The organism is Caulobacter sp. UNC279MFTsu5.1 (assembly GCF_900114015.1).
Lineage (GTDB): Bacteria > Pseudomonadota > Alphaproteobacteria > Caulobacterales > Caulobacteraceae > Caulobacter.
The window spans coordinates 118,201-134,240 of the sequence record NZ_FORN01000008.1; the positions used below are offsets into that span (position 1 = coordinate 118,201).

Annotated in this window: 13 protein-coding genes; 7 read left to right on the forward strand and 6 right to left on the reverse strand. The window is 70.1% G+C overall.

The window, feature by feature from the left end; genetic code table 11:
• The first annotated feature begins 158 nt into the window (after positions 1–158).
• Together BM066_RS06980 and BM066_RS27265 are read left to right on the forward strand one after the other, a co-directional pair.
• Positions 159–533 carry a BlaI/MecI/CopY family transcriptional regulator gene (locus tag BM066_RS06980; protein WP_089925840.1) on the forward strand — a complete coding sequence of 125 codons (375 nt, stop codon included), beginning with the start codon at positions 159–161 and terminating at the stop codon, positions 531–533.
• Positions 530–2,206: a M56 family metallopeptidase gene (locus tag BM066_RS27265; RefSeq protein ID WP_089925843.1), complete on the forward strand. Its 1,677-nt coding sequence runs from the start codon at positions 530–532 to the stop codon at positions 2,204–2,206. Before BM066_RS06980 ends, BM066_RS27265 begins: the two co-directional genes overlap by 4 nt.
• A gap of 86 nt (positions 2,207–2,292) precedes the next feature.
• Here the strand turns inward: BM066_RS27265 and ligD are convergent, their stop codons facing one another.
• Both ligD and BM066_RS06995 read right to left on the reverse strand, forming a co-directional pair.
• Positions 2,293–5,052, reverse strand: a complete 2,760-nt coding sequence (gene ligD, locus BM066_RS06990) for a DNA ligase D (RefSeq protein ID WP_089925846.1) — start codon at positions 5,050–5,052, stop codon at positions 2,293–2,295.
• 53 nt (positions 5,053–5,105) lie between these two features.
• Positions 5,106–5,474: an MmcQ/YjbR family DNA-binding protein gene (locus BM066_RS06995; RefSeq protein WP_018113198.1), complete on the reverse strand. Its 369-nt coding sequence runs from the start codon at positions 5,472–5,474 to the stop codon at positions 5,106–5,108.
• Positions 5,475–5,619: 145 nt separating this feature from the next.
• Here BM066_RS06995 and BM066_RS07000 point away from each other — a divergent pair, with 145 nt between their 5' ends.
• The 4 genes from BM066_RS07000 to BM066_RS07015 all read left to right on the forward strand — a co-directional run bounded on the left by BM066_RS07000 (position 5,620) and on the right by BM066_RS07015 (position 9,635).
• Positions 5,620–6,462, forward strand: a complete 843-nt coding sequence (locus BM066_RS07000; protein ID WP_018113199.1) for a 2-keto-4-pentenoate hydratase — start codon at positions 5,620–5,622, stop codon at positions 6,460–6,462.
• Positions 6,463–6,580: 118 nt separating this feature from the next.
• Positions 6,581–7,855, forward strand: a complete 1,275-nt coding sequence (locus BM066_RS07005) for an MFS transporter (protein WP_029589458.1) — start codon at positions 6,581–6,583, stop codon at positions 7,853–7,855.
• Between the two features lie 278 nt (positions 7,856–8,133).
• Complete coding sequence (locus tag BM066_RS07010; protein WP_018113196.1) at positions 8,134–9,171, forward strand: oxidoreductase; 1,038 nt, start codon at positions 8,134–8,136, stop codon at positions 9,169–9,171.
• Positions 9,168–9,635: a heme-degrading domain-containing protein gene (locus tag BM066_RS07015; RefSeq protein ID WP_018113195.1), complete on the forward strand. Its 468-nt coding sequence runs from the start codon at positions 9,168–9,170 to the stop codon at positions 9,633–9,635. Before BM066_RS07010 ends, BM066_RS07015 begins: the two co-directional genes overlap by 4 nt.
• Positions 9,636–9,698: 63 nt before the next feature.
• On the opposite strand, the gene mrdA is transcribed toward BM066_RS07015, so the two are convergent.
• The 4 genes from mrdA to BM066_RS07035 form a co-directional block, all read right to left on the reverse strand.
• A complete protein-coding gene (gene mrdA, locus BM066_RS07020; RefSeq protein ID WP_018113194.1) occupies positions 9,699–11,675 on the reverse strand; it encodes a penicillin-binding protein 2 in 1,977 nt (658 codons plus the stop codon).
• 401 nt (positions 11,676–12,076) lie between these two features.
• Positions 12,077–12,508, reverse strand: a complete 432-nt coding sequence (locus BM066_RS07025) for a hypothetical protein (protein ID WP_143093671.1) — start codon at positions 12,506–12,508, stop codon at positions 12,077–12,079.
• A 281-nt stretch (positions 12,509–12,789) separates the two neighbouring features.
• The gene (locus tag BM066_RS07030; RefSeq protein WP_018113192.1) at positions 12,790–12,981 is read right to left on the reverse strand and encodes a hypothetical protein; all 192 of its coding nucleotides are present in this window, start codon (positions 12,979–12,981) and stop codon (positions 12,790–12,792) included.
• A gap of 96 nt (positions 12,982–13,077) precedes the next feature.
• Entirely contained in the window at positions 13,078–14,484 is a 1,407-nt protein-coding gene (locus tag BM066_RS07035; RefSeq protein ID WP_018113191.1) for an amidase family protein, read from the reverse strand.
• Positions 14,485–14,918: 434 nt separating this feature from the next.
• Here BM066_RS07035 and BM066_RS07045 point away from each other — a divergent pair, with 434 nt between their 5' ends.
• The gene (locus BM066_RS07045) at positions 14,919–15,374 is read left to right on the forward strand and encodes a VOC family protein (protein ID WP_018113190.1); all 456 of its coding nucleotides are present in this window, start codon (positions 14,919–14,921) and stop codon (positions 15,372–15,374) included.
• Positions 15,375–16,040 lie beyond the last annotated feature (666 nt).

The following is a 16,040-nucleotide window of genomic DNA, read 5'->3' on the forward strand; positions in this document are numbered from 1 at the left end:
CTTTTCCTATCCTCCCCAATCTTGACCATGGCGGGGCGAAGGTGGGGCGCCGGGACGGCTTTCGGGGCGGCGATGGCGAGGTTACGGCGAATTCATTTCGCCTGGCTCGCTACACATGTAACGCTACAAATGTAACGCCATTCTCAGCCGAGGCCGCCGTGATCGAATCCCTGCCCAGACGCGAACGCGAGGTGTTCGAAACCCTGTGCCGCCTGGAGGCCGGCACCGCCGCCGGCGTCCGCGCCGCCCTGTCCGACCCGCTCAGCGACTCCGCCGTCCGCACCCTGCTGTCTCGCCTGGAGGCCAAGGACCTGGTCGAGCGGACCCCTGGTCCCGACGGCTTCCTCTACAGCCCCGTGCAGCGCACCGAGGCCGTCGCCGCCGGGGCCCTGCGACGGATGATCGACACTTTCTTCGCCGGCTCGGCGGCCAGCGCCGCCACCGCCCTGCTGGGCCTGGGCCAGCGCCTGACCCCCGAGGAGGCCGCCGCCCTCGAACGGATGATCGACCAAGCCGTGGAGCGCAAGCCATGACCTGGGCCTTGCTCGCCGCCCTGCTGGCCAAATCCAGCCTGGTGGCCGGCGCCGGCCTGGCCTGCGCCCGGTTCCTGACCCGGCGTCCGGTCGAGCGGGTGGACATCCTGCGCGCCACGGTTTGCCTGCTGCTGGCCCTGCCGGTGATCATGAACGTCCTGCCCGCTCTGGACCTGGCCCTGCTGCCGGCGACGCCGCCGCCCGCCCCGCTTCCCGCCCTGACAGCCGAGCCGGCGCCCGGCCTGGCGACGGCGCCCGCATCGTCCTGGCCTCCGCTCGGCCTGGTCGGCGGCCTGTGGGGGCTCGGCTTCGTCGTCATCGCCGGCCGGCTGCTGCTGGGACTGCGCACCCTCGACCGCTGGACCCGCAAGGGACGCCCGGTGACCGACGGCGACTGGCTGGCGCCGCTCGAAGCCCTGCCTCCGGAGGATCGCCCCGTCCTGGTGTCCAGCGACCGGATCGCCAGCCCGCTCAGTTGGGGCGTAGCGCCCGGCGCCATCCTCGTCGACCCGGCCAGCCTGGTGCAGACCCGCGCCGCCCCGGCCATCCTGGCCCACGAACTGGCCCACCTGCGGCGTCACGACTGGATCTTCCTGGTCCTGTCGCGGCTGGCCCTGGCGATCTTCTGGTTCAACCCGCTGGTCTGGCGCCTGCACGCCGTGCTCGCCGAGCGCTCGGAGGAAGCCGCCGACGCCGCCGCGGTCCAGACCGTCGACCGCGCCCTCTACGCCCGGGCCCTGATCGGCCTGGCCGCCTCTCCCGCCCGTCCCGTCCTGGGCGCCGCGACCGCCATGGCCGCCGACGCCCGGACGCTGAAGACAAGGATCGCCTGCATCATGACCGACACCTCCGCCCGCCGCCGGCCGCTCACCGTGGCCCTGGCCATCGCCGCCCTGGCCGCCGTCGCCACGCCCCTGGCCGCCCTGGCCGTCACCCGCCAAGCCGCCCCCCAGCAGGATTGGGTCGCGCCGCCGGTCCCGCCTGCGCCGCCCGCCGTCCCGGCGCTGGCCGCTCCCCCGGCTCCCCCGGCTCCACCAGCGCCCCCCGCGCCTCCAGCGCCTCCAGCGCCGGAAGCGATCGCGATGGCCGCGCTCGTCCCGCCACCGCCCCCGCCTCCCCCTGCACCGCCGCCTCCGCCCGAACCGCCGCCTCCGCCTCCGCTGCCCGAGCCTTCTGTCGGCTTTGGTTACAGCTCTTTCCGGTCCGCGACGCCCGAGGAGGCCAAGGCGGCCATCGAGGCCCGGGCGCAGGCCGCCGAAGCTCGGGCTCAAGCCGCCGAGGCCCGTCGCCAGGCCCATGAGGCGCGCGCCCAGGCCCGCCGCGCCGCCGACCAGGCGCGCGCCGAGGCCGACCGGGCCATGGCCGACGGCGAATGGGCCCGCCGGATCGGCGAACAGGCCCGCCAGGAGGCCGCCCGCCAGATGGTCAAGGCCCGCGCCCAGATGGCCCAGGGCGCGGTGCAGATGCGCGAGGGCGCTCAGGAGATGCGCGAGGAAGCCGCCCGTCTGCGCGATCCCGCCTATCGCGCCCGGCGGATCGAGGAAAACCGCGGCCGGGGCAACGTCGTCACCGACGCCGAGCTGCGCGACCTGGCCGGCCGCCTGCCGGCCCAGGCCGACGAGCTGGACCGCCAGGCCGACCGCCTGGCCCAGGAGGCCCGACGGCCGACCTAGGATCGAAGATCTGTCCGTCGCTCAATATCCGTTGTCATCCCGGACAAGCGCTGCGCGCTTTCCGGGAGGACAACGTGAATTGGGCCTCACCCCAGCCGCTTGATCGCCGCCTTCAGGGGCTTGGCGGCGTCGAAATAGCCTTCCCAGGCCGAGCTTTTGGCGATCAGGGCGGGGGCGGTGCGGATCGTGTACGTCGCAGGATCCAGCCCCGCCTTCACTTGGCTCCAGTTCAGCGGCATCGACACCGTCGCCCCCGGTCTCGCCCGGGCCGACAGCGGCGCGACGGCGGTCGAGGTGCGGTCGTTGCGCAGATAGTCCAGGAAGATCCGCCCCTCCCGCGCCGCCTTGCTCATGGTGATCAGATAGCGGTCGGGCGCGTCGGCGGCCATCCGGGCGCAGACCTCGCGGGCGAAGGCCTTGGCGGCGTCCCACGGGACCTTGTCCGACAGCGGCGTGACCACGTGCAGCCCCTTGCCGCCGGTGGTCTTGCAGAAGCTGGCCAGGCCCAGCTCCTCCAGCCGGTCGCGGACCTCGCGGGCCCCGGCGATCACGTCCTCGAAGGTGACGCCCGGCGCGGGGTCCAGGTCGAACACCAGGCGGCCCGCGACCTCGGGATCGCCCGGCTGGCCGTTCCAGGGATGGATTTCGACGGCGGCGATCTGGGCGGCGGCGACCAGGGCCTCGACCCGGTCGAACTGGATGTAGGGCTGCTTGTCGCCCTTCACGCTGACCAGCGTGATCAGCGACGACATCCCGCGCATGGCGTGGCGCTGGAAGAAGGTCTCGCCGCCGACGCCCTCCGGAACCCGGATGATCGAGGCCGGCCGGCCCTTGACGTGCGGCAGCATCCATTCGCCCACCGCCGCCATGTAGCGAGCCAGGTCGATCTTGCTGGCCGGCGCGCCGTCGACGTCGGGCCACAGCGGCTTGTCCGGCTTGGAGATCGTCACGCCTAGCACGACGCTGTCCGCCTTGGCGGTGACGATCGTCCGCGAGACCTTGGCGCCGGCCTTCGGGGTCGGCGTCGCCAGTTCGGCGGTCTCGGCCTTGGCCGGGACCTCGGCGGCGACTTCGCCGGCGGGAATGTCCTCGCGCAGGCCCTTGAACGCCGCCTGGCGGATCGAGCCGTCGCCGGTGAAGCCGGCATATTCGATCTCGGCCACCAGCTGCGGCCTGACCCAACGGATGTTGGCCGTCTTGCGCGGCGCGCCCTCGCCCTCGAACGGCGAGACGTCGGTCTCCAGGGCCTTCAGCCTCGGCAGCAGCTGGGCGACCTTGTCGCGTCCGAAGCCCGTGCCGATGCGGCCGACATGGGTCAGTTTGCCGTCGCGCATGACGCCGGCGATCAGCGAGCGGAACGCCGAGCCGGTCGTCGTATAGCCGCCGATCACCACGTCGTGCCCCGCCCGGCACTTGGCCTTGGTCCAGGTGTCGCTGCGGCCCGACCGGTAGGGCGCGTCCAGACGCTTGGAGATGATCCCCTCCAGCTCCAGCTTGCAAGCCGACAGCAGCACCGCGTCGCCGGCCGTCTCGAAATGGTCGACGAAGCGCAGCCGTGGTTCGTCCTCGCCCATCATCGCCTTCAGCCGCGCCTTGCGCTCGCGCAGCGGCAGGCCGCGCAGGTCCTCGCCCTCCTGGGCCAGCAGGTCGAAGGCGAAGAAGATCAGGTCGCCGCTGTCGCCGTCCGACAGGGCCGCCTGCAGGCCGGCGAAGTCGGGCTGGCCGGCCGCGTCCAGGACCACGACCTCGCCGTCCAGGATGCTGTCGGGCAGGTCGGCGGCGGCCTCGGCGATCGCCGCGAACTTCTCGGTCCAGTCCAGGCCCTTGCGGGTGCGCAGGGTCGCGCGGCCGCCCTCGACGCGCAGCTGCATGCGATAGCCGTCGAACTTGATCTCGTGCGCCCAGCCGGGGCCGGCGGGCGGGCGGTCCAGGGACTTGCACAGCTGGGGTTCGATGAAGTCGGGCAGGACGGCGGGCTTTCCCTTGCCCTTCCTGCTGTCATCCCGGACGAGCGCGGAGCGCGAAGATCCGGGACCTCCGGAAGCGCGGCGCTCAGGCGTCGGTCCCGGGTCTGCGCTTCGCTTCGGCCGGGATGACACGGCGGGGGCGAACGTCCGCGTCTCCTCGGCCTCCCGCTGCAGCGCCTCCCGCTCGGCCCTGGTCCGCGAGCTCCACACCGCGTCGCCCTTGCCCTTGGCCTTGAGGATGAACGGCTTTGGCCCCTTGCCCTTGCCGGCCGCGATGTCGGCCATGGTGCGGCCCGAGGCGATCGAGGCGTCCTCGTCCAGCACCGCCGTCCCCTCGCCCGGCCGCGCCGCCTCGTCGTTGTGCTTGATCAGCAGCCAGTTGGACCTCTTGCCCCCTTCTTGTCGCTTGGGGCCGTCCTTGGCGTTGCGGTCCCAGTTCATCCGCACCAACACCCACGAGCCGTGCAGCCGATCGCCCTCCAGCACGAACTTCAGCTCGCCCTTCTTCAAGGCCTTGGCCACGTCCTCGAAGCCGGGCTCGGGCGACCAGTAGCCGCGATCCCACAGCTGCACCGTGCCGCCGCCGTACTGGCCCTGGGGGATCGTCCCCTCGAAGTCGCCATAGTCCAGCGGATGGTCCTCGACCTCGACCGACAGCCGCTTGTCGGCCGGATCCAGCGACGGCCCCTTGGTCACCGCCCACGACTTCAGCACCCCGTCGACCTCCAGCCGGAAGTCGTAGTGCAGGCGGGTGGCGTCGTGCTTTTGGATCACGAACCGGGCGTGCGGCGCCGGCGCGACGGCGGCGTCGCCGCTGGGCTCGGCGGTCTTTTTGAAGTCGCGCTTGCGACGGTATTCGGCGAGCTGTCCCTGGGCCATGGCGGGCCTCCGTATCGTGCCTGGATGAAGGCGCGCGGCGGGCGGGCGGTTCCCTAGCCTTCCGCGCGCTTGACCAGACTTTTGGGCGCCACCAGACGCCAGGCGTCTTGAAGGAGATCGCTCAGTTCCGCCGTCCCGATCGCCTCCAGCCGCACCAGCACGGCCGGATAGCCGCGATAGTGGTCGTCGTCCAAGAAGACCTCGGGCGCCGCCTCCAGCAGCAGTTCCTTCCGCTCCAGCCGGCAGCGCACGGCCAGCACGCCGGGCACGGGCGCCCGCCGTCCCCTGGGCGTCGCGCGCGCCAGATAGGGCCAGGACAGGCCCTTGCCGCGCACCGAAAACGTCAGCGAATCCTCGGCTTCGCCCGCCTCGACCTCGGGCAGGGCCAGCATCGCGCGCCGGATTTCGGCAAGATCGACCATGACCGTCACTGAAAACCCCGCGACACGGGCATGACAATCCCCCGTCACCGGCATCCTGGCGCCGATTGTCAATGACACCGGTTTCCATTATGCACGATTGAAACCCGTCAAGCGGGACAGTTGAGTGCGAGGGAGGATTCGCGGCGTGACCGTTTCCGAGGCCGAGAGCGAGGTGTTCGCACCGGCGTCCATCGCATTCCAGTTCGTCGAGGCGCGTCTGAAGGGCGTGTCGGTTCCCGACTATCCGGGCGGCGTGCTGCCGAGCTCCATGGCCGAAGGCTACGCGGTCCAGGACCTGGCCATCGACCTGTGGCCCGACGAATTGGCGGGCTGGAAGGTCGGCCTGGTTCCCCCCCAGCACCGCGAACGCCTGGGCGCCGAGCGCCTGGCCGGCTGCATCTTCAGGACCAAGATCTGGAACGCGGACGAGGCGCCCACGCCGTTCCGCGCCATCGCCGGCGGCTTCACCGCCGTCGAGGCCGAGTTCGTCATCCGCCTGGGCAAGGACGCCCCGGCCGGCAAGACCGAATGGACCGCCGAGGAAGCCGCCGACTATGTGGGCGAGTTGATGGTGGGCATCGAGATCGCCGGCAGCCCGCTGGCCGCCATCAACGCCCTGGGTCCGCCCATCGTCGCCTCGGACTTCGGCAACAACGACGGCCAGATCCTGGGTCCCGTGGTCGAGAACTGGCGCGACATCGCCTGGGAGGACATGCCGGCCGAGACCTTCATCAACGGCGTGTCCGTCGGCAAGGGCGGCGCGGCCTCGATCCCCGGCTCGCCCCTGGCGGCCCTGGCCTTCCTGCTGGGCCACGTCGCCGCGCGCGGCCGTCCGCTGAAGAAGGGCATGCTGGTGACCACCGGGGCCAGCACCGGGATCCACGACATCGCCGCCGGCGAGACGGCCCGCGTGGACTTCGGCCCGCTGGGGAGCGTCGCCTGCGTCGCCGTTCCGGCCTTGGGCGAGAACGCGCTGCGGGAAACTTGAGTTTTGACGCGTTTCTTCGAGCGAACCGGTATCCCCTTCGCCCGAAAACGCTCTAGAGATCGAAAACCGGCGGGGGCGTCGGAATAATTACAAGCCCAAGGGTGAGGATGTGACGTCCATGGACGCTCCAACGATGCCGGCTCCGTCTGCGAAGATCGGGCGGTACAGGTGGGTCATTGTCGGCCTGCTGTTCCTGGCGATGGTGATCAACTATGTCGACCGCCAGACCATCAGCCTGCTCAAGCCCAACCTGAGCAAGCAGTTCGGCTGGTCCGAGACCGACTACGCCGACCTGGTGTTCTATTTCCAGATGACCTACGCCCTCGCCTACCTGGCCTGGGGCAAGATCATGGACAAGATCGGGGCCCGCTGGGGCTTCGGCGTCGCCTTCCTGATCTGGCAGATCGCCCACATCGCCACGGCCTGCGCCGGCCACCTGCGCGGCTTCATGCTGGCCCGCATGGGCCTGGGCGTCGGCGAGGCAGGCGGCTTCCCGGGCGGCATCAAGGCCGTGGCCGAATGGTTCCCCAAGAACGAGCGCGCCCTGGCCACCGGCATCTTCAACGCCGGCACCAATATCGGCGCCATCGTCACCCCGCTGGTCGTGCCGGGCATCGCCCTGACCTTCGGCTGGCAGATGGCCTTCATCGTCACCGGCGTGGTCGGCCTGCTGTGGCTGCCGCTGTGGCTGATCGTCTATCGCCGCCCGCGCGAGCAGACGCGCCTGTCGGCCGCCGAGCTGGCCCATATCGAGCAGGACCCGGCCGATCCCGTCGAGAAGATCGGCTGGCTCAAGCTGCTGGGCAAGAAGGAGACCTGGGCCTTCGCCCTGGGCAAGTTCCTGATCGATCCGATCTGGTGGATGTTCCTGTTCTGGCTGCCCGACTTCCTGGGCAAGCGCTACGGCCTGGACCTGAAGACCTTCGGCCCGCCGATCGTGGTCGTCTATCTGATGAGCGACGTCGGCAGCGTGGGCGGCGGCTGGCTGTCGTCCAGCCTGATGAAGCGGGGCTGGAGCATCAACAAGGCTCGCAAGACCACCCTGCTGGTCTGCGCCCTGCTGGCCCTGCCCGTGGTCTTCGCGGCCAATGTCTCCAACCTATGGAGCGCGGTGCTGATCATCGGCGTCGCCACCGCCGCCCACCAGGGCTTCTCGGCCAACCTCTACACCCTGCCGTCGGACGTGTTCCCGCGCGGCGCGGTCGGCTCGGTGGTCGGCATCGGCGGCATGCTGGGCGCGGTGGGCGGCATGGTGTTCTCCAAATATGTCGGCCAGGTGCTGGAGACGATCGGCACCTACACCCCGATCTTCATCGTCGCCGGCAGCGTCTATCTGACCGCCCTGCTGGTCATCCACCTGCTGAGCCCCAAGATGGAGCCGGTTAAGATCTAGGTCTTCGTCGAGCGCCTGGGGGTGATTATCTAAAGGATATCAGCGGCCTAGAACTAGTTGTCATCCCGGAAGCCTCGCAGAGGCTGTCCGGGACCCAGGGGACTGGGCTGATACGGTGCGGTTCACCTGGATCCCGGCTCTACGCTTCGCTTCGGCCGGGATGACAACCGTGAGGACAATTGACTAGGGAAGAGCCCCCGGGTCGAAAGATCGGGGGCTTTTTCTTTGGGCGGGTGCAGACCCTCCCTCTCCCGCCGGGAGAGGGCTATAAGCGCGCCATGTCCTCCCCCCTCCCCTTCAAGGTCGCCCTGGTCGGCTACGGCTTCGTCGGCAAGACCTTCCACGCGCCGCTGATCGTCGCCACGCCCGGCCTGCTGCTGCACACGGTGGTCTCCAGCGACCCCGCCAAGGTCCTGGCCGACCATCCGGGCGTCAAGGTCGCGCCCGACCTCGCCGCCGCCCTGGCCGACGCCGAGATCGACCTGGTGGTGATCGCCACCCCCGACCCGCTGCACGCGTCCCAGGCCCACGCGGCCCTGGACGCCGGCAAGGCCGTGGTGATCGACAAGCCGTTCGCCGCCACGCTGGACGAGGCTCGCGCCGTCGCCGACCACGCCCGGCGGGCCGGCAAGCTGCTCAGCATCTTCCACAACCGCCGCTGGGACAGCGACTTTCTCACGCTCAAGGCCCTGATCGCCGACGGCTCGCTGGGCGAGGTGGTGCAGTACGAGAGCCATTTCGACCGCTTCCGCCCGGTGGTCCGCGACCGCTGGCGCGAGAAGCCCGGGGCCGGCGCCCTGCTGGACCTGGGCCCGCACCTGATCGACCAGGCTTTACAGCTGTTCGGTTCGCCCCAAGCTGTGTACGCCGACCTCGCCGTGCAGAAGGACGGCGGCCAGGCCCCGGACTATTTCCACCTGGTGCTGCGCTATCCGCGCCTGCGGGTGCTGCTGCACGCCAGCCAGATGACCCTCGACTCGCGCCTGCGAATGGCCGTGCACGGAACCCGGGGCAGCTTCGTCAAGCAGGGGCTGGACGAGCAGGAGAACGCCCTGAGGGCCGGCATCGTCCCGGGCTCGGAGGGCTGGGGGGCCGATCCGCGTCCGGGGACCCTGACCGTCCCCGACGGCGAGGGAACCGCCAGCCGCGCGGTCGCGGGCGTCCCGGGCGACTACCTGGCCTACTACGCCGCCATCCGCGACGCCCTGTCGGGACACGGCGCCAATCCCGTCCCGCCGGAGGAGGCCCTGGCGGTCATGGAACTGATCGACCTGGCCCAGCGCAGCGCGGCCGAGGGCCGGGAGCTGTCGCTGTGACCGACGCGGAACGGCTGGCCGCCATCGCCGCCCAGGAAAAGGCCCTGGTGTTCCCGCGCTTCACCCTGGAGGACGCCTGGACCCTGGGAACCGCCCTGCGCGACGCCGCCCTGGCCCGGGCCGCGCCGGTGGCCATCGACATCAGCCTGCGCGAGCGCCCGCTGTTCCACGCCGCCCTGCCGGGCGCGGGTCCCGACAACGCCGACTGGGTCCGCCGCAAGCGCAACACCGTCCTGACCCTGGCGACCAGCACCCTGGCCGTCGGCCTGAAGCTGAAGGCCTCGGGCGAGACCCTGGAGCAGCGCTACGGCCTCTCGCCCCGCGACCACGCGGCCCACGGCGGCGGGTTCCCGCTGACGCTGGCGGGCCTGGGCTGCATCGGCGCGATCACGGTCTCGGGCCTGCCGCAGGTGGAGGATCATGGGCTGGTGGTCGAGGTGCTGGAACGGGTGCTCAAGGGCTAGCAATCCGTCGAGGAATCCGCTCATCCCGGCATTCGCCGGGATGAGCGGTGAAAAAGGACAGGTTCAGCCCTCAGCATCCCCCTCCGCCACCGGAGCATCAGCCGCTCCCACATCCCCTTCCCCCTCGTCCGACGCCTCCGGCAGCGGCGTCGGCCGCTCGATCCGCGCTCGGATCTCCGGGTCCTTCAGCAAAGCCACCCGCATCACCTCGCGCGCCCGCGGCGCGGCGGCGCTGGAGCCGAACTGGCCGCCGTGCTCGATGATCACCGACAGGGCGTAGCGGGGGTCGTCATAGGGCGCGAAGGCGATGAACAGGTTGTGGTCCTTCAGCCGCCAGGCGATCCCCTGGTTGCTGCGCGAGGCCCCGGCCGCGTACTGGCGGACCTGGGCGGTGCCGGTCTTTCCGGCCATCTTGACGTCGCCCAGGCCCAGCTGGCTCTGCTTGAAGGCCCCGCCGGTCGGGTCGTTGGCCACCGCCGCCATGCCGGCCCGCACGATCTCCAGGTGCGCCTGGCTGAACGGCAGGTCGGGCACGGCGTCGCCGTGCGGCTGCTCGATCCCGCCCACGGACTTCACGAGGCGCGGATTGAGCGCCTTCCTGCCATTGGCCAGCCGCGCGGTCATCACCGCCAGCTGCAGGGCGTTGACGTTGATATAGCCCTGGCCGATCCCGTACGGCACGCTGTCGCCCGGATGCCAGACCGGGTCGCGCCTGAAGGCGGTCTTCTTCCACTCGCGCGAGCCGACCAGGCCCTTCTTCTGGCCCGGTATGCCGATGTCGAAGGTCCCGCCATAGCCGAAAGCCCTGGCCGCGGCGGCGATGGGATCCGGCCCGATGCGCAGGGCCATCTGGTAGAAATAGACGTCGCAGCTGTTCTTGATGGCGGCGTGCATGTCCTGCGCGCCGTGGCCGCCCTTCTTGTGGCAGTGCCAGACCCGGCCGCCGAACGCCCAGCCGCCAGTGCAGACCACCCGCTCGCTCGGATCCACCCCCGCCGTCAGGGCGGCCATGGCCACGGTCGGCTTGAAGGTCGAGCCGGGCGGATAGGTCCCGGTCATCACCTTGTCCAGCAGCGGCTTGCGCTCGTACTCGGCCAGGGCCTTGTACTCCGGCCCCGACAGGCCCTTGACGAAGCGGTTGGCGTCGAAGCTGGGAGCCGAGGCCATGGCCAGCAGGTCGCCGGTGCGGCAGTCCATGACCACGATCGCCCCGCTCTCATCGCCCATCACCTCCAGGGCGCGGTTCTGGATGTCGGCGTCCAGGGTCAGGCGGATGTCGGCCCCGGCCTTGGCCGGGATGTCGCCCTCCGGGTCCAGGCGCACCGTGCGGCCCTGGGCGTCGACCTCGGCCTTGTTGGCCCCCGCCTGGCCGCGCAGAGCGCCGTCGAAGGCTTTCTCGACCCCCAGCTTGCCGATCCGGAAGCCGGGGTGGTGCAGCAGGTCCTGGTCCTGGGTCGGATCGCCCTTGGCCTTCTCCAGGTCGCGGTCCGAGACCTTGGCCACGTAGCCGATCACGTGGGCGAAGGCCCCGCCGAACGGATAGACCCGCACCTCGCCCATGTCCGCCGTCACGCCCGGCAGTTCCGGCGCGCGAATGTTGACGCGCGAGAACTCCTCCCAGGTCATGTCCTCCATCACCGCCACCGGGGCCTTCTTGGGCGCGTGGGCCAGGTCCTTGAGCAGGCGCGCGCGGCGGGCCGGGTCGATGGGCACCAGTTGGGCCAGCTCGTCCAGGGTCGCCGCGGCGTCGAACCCCGTGTCCTTGGTCACCAGCAGCCGGAAGTTCGGCCGGTTGGAGGCCAGGGCCACGCCGTTGCGGTCGTAGATCACCCCGCGCGGCGGCGACACCAGGCGATAGTTGAATTGGTTGCCGGCCGAAAGCTTCTGGTAGCGCCGGGCCTCGATCAGCTGCAGCTGGGCCAGGCGGCCGCCCAAGGCCAGCAGGCCCGCCCCGGCCAGCCCGCCCATCAGGAACGCGCGGCGGTGGAACATGCCCTGCCGCTCGTTGACCTCGGAAAAGAAGATCGCCGGCTCGCTCATCGCGCCGCCCCGGGGACGGACGGCGGGACGGCGTCAGGCGACGTCGTTCGACGGCGCGACGAGGTCGCGGCGGCCAGGAGATTCATGGGATGGGGATGGCCGCGCGCTGGAGTTGATCTGCGCCCAGAGTGGCCCCGCCCCGGCCGTCGTCAAGGGTCTGGCCCGGGTCGCTGAAAATAATTCCGGACCGCCGGCGGGGCCGGTCTATCGGCGGTGCGGAGACCTTGGCTTCAGAGCGACGACGCCTATGACTGATCGGCATCCAAGGCCGCGCGTGGTCCTCGTCCTTCGACAGGCTCAGGATGAGGACCGTTGACAGGTCCCGTCAGTCGAAAACCTCATCCGGAGCTTGTCGAGGGACGAGGTTTTCGCCCCCCCCGGGAGCTGGATACCGATCCGCCCTACGGCGCCACCGCCTCGGCCCCGTTCACGGCGAAGCCCCTTTGCTGCAGCGTATAGGTGCAGCTGGGGCAGATGGCCCGGTTGGCGACCACCGCCTTGAGCACGGCCCCCTGCCAGACGCCCCCGTCCTGGACCGAGGCGGCGAGCGTCGTCAGCGCCTGCTGTTCGGCGTCGTTCATGTGCCAGGTGCCCTGGCCGGGCGTCGGCGCCGCGCCCCCGAACACGGGGACGTGCAGCGTGTTTTCCAGGTGGTCGATGATCTTGCCGTTGATGCCGCTGGCGCTGGCGCCGGCCTCGGTCACCAGGACCGCGCGGTTGCCGTTCTGCAGCTTGACGACGGCCGCGCAGTACGAGGTGTAGCTCAGGGTCTTGGCGGGAAGATAGGCGACGATCAGGTTCATCGCGTTCCGCGCCAGGGTGAGAGACTTCACGCGTTCCTCCAGGACGGTTTGGCGGCTGAGGCGAGGGTTCGCACGCTCGAAGGCTCAAGCGCGGCGCCCCGATGGGGATGGCTAACGCATATGACCAAAAACGGTTGTCATCCCGGACAAGAGAAGCGCGGATCCGGGACCGCCGGAAGTGCTGAGCTCACGCCCCGATCCCGGATCTTCGCACTGCGCGCCGCCCGCCGCTAGGCGGGCTGCTTGCGCGCCCCGAGGCCGGGATGACAACCGTTCTGGGCATATGGGACTCCCCGCGAGGGGAGGGTCGATCAGGTGCTGCCGCCGACCTGGAGGCCGATGCCCCAGCCCTTCACCAGTCCGACGATCAGCAGGACGATCATCGCCACGCCAGCCAGCGAGACCAGGACGGTGATGAAGGTGATCGGCTGGATCAGGATCCAGGGAAGCACGGCCACGGCCGCCGCGACGAGAAAGCCCAGGATGTACAGGAAGATACGCATGAAAACGCCCTTTCCTTGTTGCCGTCGAACCTTGCCACGGAAATGGGCGCTTCACAACTTTTGTGAGAGATTATCGAACAACTCTCGAAATCGGACTCATCGCGGGGCGGCGATCTGCGCCGTGATTCCAAACGCCGCCGCCACCTGGCCGGCGAAGGCGATCGGGGTCAGGTCCTCCAGGAACGGCCCGATGAACTGCGCGCCGATCGGCAGGCCGTCGCGAGTGCGGCCGATCGGGGCGGCGGTGACCGGCAGGTGCGGCATGCCGGCGATCAACGGCCAGGCGGTCTGCGGCGTGAAGGCCACGTCGGCGCCGTTGACCCGCAGCGTCCGGTTCGCCCCCGGCCAGGGGTTGGACTCCGGGAACGGGGGAAAGGCCGCCGTCGCGTAGCAGGGCGCGATCACCAGGTCGAAGGACCGGAAGAAAACGTCCCACTCGCGACGCAGGACCTCCTGGGCGATCAGGCAGTCGTAATAGTCCTTGATCGTCGCCCGGGGCTCCGGCGCGTCGGGGATCATGCCGGTCTTGTAGGTCCAGGCGAACTTTTCGACCAGGGCCTGGGAGTCGGCCAGGGACGGCAGCAGTTCGCTCTGGCGGGACACCGAGGCCCCGGCCTTTTCCAACGCCGTCGCCAGGTCGTCGATGGCGGCGACGATCTCGTCGTCGGCGACCGCCGTCGGGTGCCGGGTCAGGACGAACACGCGATAGCCCGAGAGCCGGTCATGCCGCGGCGCCGGCAGGGCCAGGCGGTAGGCCGCGGCGTCGCGCCCCTCGGGACCGGCCAGCACCTTCAGCGCCAACTCAAGGTCGGCGGCGGTGCGCGCCATCGGTCCGGCGGCCGCCCAGGCCCGTCCCACGACGATCCCGCCGCCAGGCGGCCCATGACCCTCCAATGAGATCAGCGGGAACGACGACAGGTGTCCGTAGACGCCGCAGAACGCCGCCGGGATGCGGATCGAGCCGCCGGCGTCGCCGCCCAGCTCCAGCGGCACCATGCCCGCCGCCAGGGCGGCGGCGGACCCGCCCGACGAGCCGCCCGGCGAGCGCGCCAGGTCGTGGGGATTGCGGGTCCGGCCATAGATCGGGTTGTCGACCTGGTAGTCGGCCAGGCCGGCCGCGACATTGGTCTTGCCCAGGATGACTGCCCCCGCGTCCTTCAGGCGGCGGACCGCCGCGGCGTCCCGCGTCGGCCGGTAGTGGCGCGCGGACTCCCGGCCGAACGTGGTCGGCAAGCCGGCGATGTTGAAGCACTCCTTGACGGTCATCGGCACGCCGGCCAGCGGCAGGTCGGCGCCGTTCGCCACCGCTTGGTCGACCCGCCGGGCCTGGTCGCGGGCGCGGTCGAAGTCGCGCACGACCACCGCGTTGATCGGCCCGTCCAGGGCCTCGATCCTGGCGATCGCCGCGTCGGCCAGGTCCAGGGCGCTGACGGACTTCGCGCGGACGGCGCAGGCAAGTTCGGTCGCGCTCGCGGTGGCGAGCGGGGTGTTCGATGACGACATGGCTTGAGGCCCTCTTCGGTGAGGGTTCAGGAAGCTAGCCATAAAACGGCGTTCGCCAATTCTTGAACTCAACTCATTCGTCCCCAGATCCGTATTGCCGGCGGAGGACGGGTAGATGGACGCCCCTCCCCGCTCAGGATTGGAGCCGCCCTCCCTGCATCGGGCAGGGCTATCGCGTAGGTCTAAATACGACTGTCATCCCGGCCTCGGGGCGCGCAAGCGACCCGCCTGGCGGCGGGTGGCGCGCAGCGCGAAGATCCGGGACCGGGGCGTGACCTCAGCGCTTCCGGTGGTCCCGGATCTGCGCCCGGCTTCGCCGGGCTTGTCCGGGATGACAGCTTCTTTGGCAGCGAACCCACATGCGATCGCCCTCCTTCCATCGGGCGTATGGGCGCCTCGGGCGGCGGCGTCATCACCAGGGAGACGACCGAACCATGACCAGGAGCAAGTTGCTGCGAATGGACAATGTCGGCGTCGTGGTGGAGTCTCTCGATGACACCGTCGCTTTCTTCACCGAGCTTGGCCTGACGCTCGAAGGGCGAGGCATGGTCGAAGGAGAGTGGGCCGGACGCATCACCGGACTGGGCGATCAGCGTGTCGAGATCGCCATGATGGTCACGCCCGACGGCCACGGCCGCCTCGAACTCTCGCGTTTTCTCGCCCCGTCCGTGGTCGCCGATCACCGGAACGCCCCGGTGAACGCCCTCGGTTATCTGCGCGCCATGTTCACGGTGAGCGACATCGACGAAACCCTCGCCAGACTCCGCCAGCACGGTGCGCAGCTGGTCGGCCAAGTGGTGCAGTACGAGGACGTGTATCGACTCTGCTACATCCGCGGCCCCGAAGGCCTTCTCATCGGACTGGCGGAACCCCTCGGCCGCAATCGGTGACGCCCAGGGAAGAGCACCGAAGACTCTGGGCCGAGGAAGATCGAGGTTCAGGCCAGGCGAAAAACTTCTCCCCATCGCTCCCGGCGTGTTTCCCCAACAAAAACAACGCTTCGAAATCACTTATCCTCCCCCTCCCGCGCCGCCCGTATGATCAACTCACCTTGAGGCGATGGGGAGGGCGCTAAGGCCTGCGACCTTCGCGGCCTTGGGGTGCGGTCGAGCGGGAAGCGCTCGTCGGCGGCGGTTGGCTCTCAAGGCCGGCCGCGATCTTCGGTCTCGAGCCTTGCCGGGCATGGATGACAGAAACGGTGTGACCGAAGGGCTGACGAGAACGACAGGCGTGCGGGGGATACGCACGCGGTCCGGGACCAGGCTTCGTTGGCCTGGCCCGCCCGCCAGGGGCTTCGTCCGGTAAGGCCTTAAGAGGGCCACCCGCCGGACGCTCCCGGAAAACGGTCGCGCGGAGCGTCGGTCCTGGTCGAAACGGTATTCACTACAAAGCTTCCGGGCCTGGCCCGGCGCTCCGCAGCCCTCCCCCACCCTCGCGATGGAAGCGCGTGGCGGCAAAGCCGTGCGCGCTTGGTCGTCCCTCAATTAGCCGACAGGAGTCCCGATGCCCAGACCTCGCCAACCCCGTCCCGCGCCGCCGCCATCGTCCTCGTCGCC

Bases quoted from the DNA above. Each gene is read 5' to 3' on its own strand.
- BM066_RS27265 (WP_089925843.1), top strand. From the start codon at position 530: ATGACCTGGGCCTTGCTCGCCGCCCTGCTGGCCAAATCCAGCCTGGTG.
- ligD (WP_089925846.1), bottom strand. From the start codon at position 5,052: ATGGCCCAGGGACAGCTCGCCGAATACCGTCGCAAGCGCGACTTCAAA.
- BM066_RS06995 (WP_018113198.1), bottom strand. From the start codon at position 5,474: ATGGTCGATCTTGCCGAAATCCGGCGCGCGATGCTGGCCCTGCCCGAG.
- BM066_RS07005 (WP_029589458.1), top strand. From the start codon at position 6,581: ATGGACGCTCCAACGATGCCGGCTCCGTCTGCGAAGATCGGGCGGTAC.
- BM066_RS07010 (WP_018113196.1), top strand. From the start codon at position 8,134: ATGTCCTCCCCCCTCCCCTTCAAGGTCGCCCTGGTCGGCTACGGCTTC.
- mrdA (WP_018113194.1), bottom strand. From the start codon at position 11,675: ATGAGCGAGCCGGCGATCTTCTTTTCCGAGGTCAACGAGCGGCAGGGC.
- BM066_RS07030 (WP_018113192.1), bottom strand. From the start codon at position 12,981: ATGCGTATCTTCCTGTACATCCTGGGCTTTCTCGTCGCGGCGGCCGTG.
- BM066_RS07035 (WP_018113191.1), bottom strand. From the start codon at position 14,484: ATGTCGTCATCGAACACCCCGCTCGCCACCGCGAGCGCGACCGAACTT.
- BM066_RS07045 (WP_018113190.1), top strand. From the start codon at position 14,919: ATGACCAGGAGCAAGTTGCTGCGAATGGACAATGTCGGCGTCGTGGTG.